The sequence below is a fragment of the Nitrospirota bacterium genome, from assembly GCA_016219645.1.
Taxonomy (GTDB): Bacteria; Nitrospirota; Nitrospiria; order Nitrospirales; family Nitrospiraceae; genus Palsa-1315.
In genome coordinates this window covers 1-4,105 of sequence record JACRLR010000046.1, presented here as the reverse complement: position 1 = coordinate 4,105, position 4,105 = coordinate 1, and the positions used below count along the sequence as shown (strand labels likewise).

At 54.7% G+C, this 4,105-nt stretch carries 4 protein-coding genes and 3 pseudogenes; 6 read left to right on the top strand and 1 reads right to left on the bottom strand.

Annotated elements, in window-relative coordinates; translation table 11 throughout:
- The 6 genes and pseudogenes from HZB34_14960 to HZB34_14935 all read left to right on the top strand — a co-directional run.
- Positions 1 to 238, top strand: a 238-nt coding sequence (locus HZB34_14960; GenBank protein MBI5317258.1) for an MOSC domain-containing protein, incomplete at its 5' end; no start/stop codon positions are given.
- Positions 239 to 306: 68 nt separating this feature from the next.
- Positions 307 to 752 (top strand): annotated as a pseudogene (locus HZB34_14955) (methyltransferase domain-containing protein).
- Between the two features lie 87 nt (positions 753 to 839).
- Entirely contained in the window at positions 840 to 1,118 is a 279-nt protein-coding gene (locus tag HZB34_14950) for a BrnT family toxin (GenBank protein MBI5317257.1), read from the top strand.
- Positions 1,099 to 1,290, top strand: a pseudogene (locus tag HZB34_14945) (hypothetical protein). Before HZB34_14950 ends, HZB34_14945 begins: the two are co-directional and overlap by 20 nt.
- A 133-nt stretch (positions 1,291 to 1,423) precedes the next feature.
- Positions 1,424 to 1,828, top strand: a complete 405-nt coding sequence (locus HZB34_14940) for a hypothetical protein (protein ID MBI5317256.1) — start codon at positions 1,424 to 1,426, stop codon at positions 1,826 to 1,828.
- Positions 1,829 to 1,889: 61 nt separating this feature from the next.
- Positions 1,890 to 2,762: pseudogene (locus tag HZB34_14935) on the top strand (hypothetical protein).
- A 181-nt stretch (positions 2,763 to 2,943) separates the two neighbouring features.
- Here the strand turns inward: HZB34_14935 and HZB34_14930 are convergent.
- A complete protein-coding gene (locus HZB34_14930; GenBank protein MBI5317255.1) occupies positions 2,944 to 4,023 on the bottom strand; it encodes a type IV pilus twitching motility protein PilT in 1,080 nt (359 codons plus the stop codon).
- Positions 4,024 to 4,105 lie beyond the last annotated feature (82 nt).

Genomic DNA, 4,105 nt, shown 5'->3' with positions numbered 1-4,105 from the left:
GTCAGGATTGGACTGGGACCAGGTGCGTCCCGGCGTCAGGTTAACCATCGGCCCGGAGGTCCAACTCGAGGTGACGAGCTATACGACGCCCTGCAGCCACAATGGGCGATGGTTTCGGGATGAGGACATTTCGCGTATTTCCCAGAAGCTCAATCCCGGTTGGAGTCGTGTCTATGCGAAAGTGCTGCGCGGGGGCGTGGTACGGCCAGGAGATGCTGTCACGATAAACAAAGGTTAAGGCCAAGGTTGAGGCCGAGGAGGTTCGCTTAGCCTTAGTCTCAACCGTATCCCTCTAAGGGGGGTTCAATGGACCGAGTACTCGAACCAGAACTCATGGATGATCCGAAGCAGGCCGACGCCTATGCGCGTGCCGACTTTGCGGAAGAGAATCAAGGATTCGTCGATTGCTTTAAAGGGTACTTCCCCGAGTTTTCGCAGGGGCGCGTGCTGGATCTGGGATGCGGCCCAGCCGACATTCCGATTCGATTTGCCACACTGTATCCAGCCTGCCAGGTTATCGGGATTGATGCCTCGGCGCCGATGATTCAGTTGGGTGAACAGGCAGTGAAGCAGGCCGGATTGGGTACGCGGCCAACGAGCCGGACATTTTACGCCGAGATTTCTACAATTCCCTGCTGGCGGCCTTCACCGAAGATGAGATCGGCTCGCAGCTAGCCCGTATGAATCTCACCCGATTGTTGATCGATATTCCCGATGACCGGCACTGGGTCGTGGGCGGGATCATTTATTGAGCCGGACGATAAGCACGCAGATCATATTGTTCTCCGGCTTTCTGGTCGACTATTCGCTCAGGCTTTTGAAACATGCTAACCTAGGGCGTGACTTATGAGTGGGATCCGAAGAAGGCTGAAGCAAACCGACGGAAGCACGGCGTGTCTTTTGAGGAGGCGGCTACGGTATTTCAAGATGTCAACGCAGTGACCTTTGAGGACCCAGACCACTCAGATGAAGAACCTCGAGAGCTTACCGTTGGTCTATCGAGATCGGGTCGCGTGTTGTTCCTTTCGCATTGTGATCGCGGAAAGCGGATTCGAATTATAAGTGCGAGGAAAGCAACTCCAAAAGAAAGGGAACAGTATGCGGAAGGGTTCCACTAAAGCAGTGAAAGACGACCTTCGATCAGAATACGATTTGACCAAGCTGAGAAAGGCCGTGCGTGGAAAATACTATAAGCAAGCCATGACGGGAACAAATCTTGTGCTAGTCGATCCGGACTTAGCAAAAGTATTTCCGGATTCGGCCTCCGTGAACCGAGCCTTGCGGGTCTTGTGTGACGCGGCTGGCAAGTCAACTCAGCCATCCCGGCGCTCCACCAAAAAGTCAGCACATCGGAAACGATCGGCTGCATAGCCTGCAGAGTCATCCAAGGTTCTCTGTCGACCTTCTTGATAGGTTGACATCAATGCATCAGAATCATACCTCCGGGTTAGTCGCCTTCACTAAAGCCGAAATCGGCACGCAGCTGGCCCGCATGAATCTTGTGCACGTCTCGATCGATGAGCCGGACGACCGATATTGGGTGGTGGGGGGATCATTTATTGAGGAGCGTATGCGAGAAAACTGGCTTGAGGCCGAGAGGCCAACAGAGGTTCGGCTTATCGAGCAGTCGTCGCCTTCTCCTGGGTCCGCGAGTACGAGTACTGGTGTAGAACCTGGAAAGGTTGTAGTGACTCTAAGGCCAGGCGAAACGGCACGAGTTGTCGCGGTGTATCACGGTCAGGATTCAGACGGCTTCAAGGTCAAGCTTGCCGACGGCACCGAGGGGCTCATTCTTGCTGGGGATACCTTCAAAGTCGTGACTCGATGAGATATGTATGAAGAAACGCCTCCGACCTCGTTTGTATCTTTGAGAAGCTATGGAGAACAGGATGCCCTCACTTAAGTACATGAAGCCTGAACGTATCTGGCTAAAGGACCATCCAGAGCTGAATGAGCGATGGTTGCAGGACCGGATCGGGGAGGATCCAGCGATACTTGGTCTCGGGGATCTTGTCTTGAAGGATCGAGAACGCCCCCAACCTCATGCAGGGCGCCTTGATCTCCTTTTGCAAGATGCGGAGACGAACAAGCGATACGAGGTGGAGGTTCAGTTGGGCAAGACCGACGAGGCGCATATCATCCGCACCATCGAATACTGGGATATTGAGCGGAAGCGGTATCCCCAATACGACCACACGGCAGTAATTGTAGCCGAGGACATCACAAGTCGGTTCCTGAATGTCATAAGCCTCTTCAACGGTTCTATTCCACTTGTGGCTATTTAACTGAGCGCGATTCGGCTTGGCGACTCCGTGTCGCTCGTCTGCTCAAAGGTGCTCGACGAAATACGGCTCGGACTAGTGGAAGAAGACGAAGAAGTCCAAGCGGTAACTGACCGGTCTTACTGGGAGGCTCGTGCGAGTAGGCACACTCTCGCGATGGCAGACGAGATGCTAGAAGTTGTGCGTGATCTCGATCCGGATCTCGAGTTCAAGTACAACAAGTTCTATATCGGCCTCGCCAAGGCTGGGCAGCCGAACAACTTTGTGATCTTCCGTCCGAAAAAGGACTGGCTACGGCTTGAGGTGCGCCTGGATCGCTCAGACGAGACTCAGGCTCAGCTTGATGGCTCTGGTCTTGACGTGATGGATTATGACTCCCGGTGGGGACGCTACCGCATCCGCCTCACCAAGGGCGATACAGCCAAACACAAGGAGTTCCTCGCAGCTCTGATGACAAAAGCTTTTGGGGGCGCTGCATAACAAGCCGGCGGTATGTGGGGGCTTCTGAACTGGAGGAAGGAAAGGCGTCTGACTCTATTACTTCGTACAATGTGCTGGATTCTGGGTCGTTTGCTTTCGGCAGACCGCTGTCTGGTAAGTACTGGGCAATCGCATCAATACGAGCAGGATGATCGTACGAACACGGGTGTTTCCTCTATGGCTACTGCAGGGCATCCGGCGGGGTTTTGAGGAGCTTGGCGAAGCGATTCTTGTCGATGCATTTCTCGTAGGCCTCCTCGGGCGAGATCCATTTCTTCGTGAGGAGATCCTGAATTGCGTCATCTAGAGTCTGCATGCCGACGTTCTTCCCGGTTTGCATCTGCGAGGCGATTTGGACGGTTTTGGCGTCCCGGATGAGATTGCTGACGGCCGGAGTGCAGACCAAAATTTCCAGCGCGGCACACCGCCCTTTCTGATCGATTCGCTTGAATAGGTTTTGCGCCACCACGACGCGTAGCGCCGTGGACAGGGTATTGCGAATCTGCGGCTGCTCTGAGGCAGGAAAGACTTCGATGATGCGGTCGACGGTCTTGGCGGCGTTCTCCGTGTGCAGCGTTCCGAACACCAAATGCCCGGTTGCCGCTGCCTCCACCGCCAACGCGATGGTTTCTAGGTCTCGCATTTCGCCGACGAGAATAATGTCCGGATCCTCCCGGAGGGCTCCCCGCAGAGCCGAGCCGAATGTGACGGTGTGTAAGCCGATCTCTCGGTGGTTGACGATGCAGTTCTTGCTTTGGTGGACGAACTCGATCGGATCTTCGATGGTCAGAATGTGATCTTTCCGATGGCTATTCGCATAGTCGACCATCGCCGCTAACGTCGTCGACTTTCCGCTCCCGGTGGGGCCTGTGACGAGCACCAGCCCTTTCCGCAACATCGCGGCGCGTGTGAGCACAGGCGGAAGACCCAGCGCCTCGGCAGAGAGAATGGTGGTGGGAATCTTCCGAAACACCGCCCCCATCCCATATTTGTGGTTGAAGAAATTGGAACGGAAGCGGGCTATTCCTGGAATTTCATACCCGAAGTCCACATCGCCCGTCGCTTCGAATGCCTCCTTCTTCGGGCTCGGTGTGATCTCATAGAGCATGTCGTGGAGCACTTGGTTGTCGAGTACCGCAGTTCCCGGTAGGCGCTCCAATTCACCGTTGATGCGAAAGGTCGGGACTTGTCCAGCGATCATGTGCAGGTCCGACGCCCCATGGTCGATCATCATGCGAAAGAGTTCATCGATCTTCGGCATAGCCATCAGTCTCCTAGTTGATACCCCTTGTAGTATATGCATTCTTGGCGTGCCGACAAATGAAACTCTGATCTTGTACGGC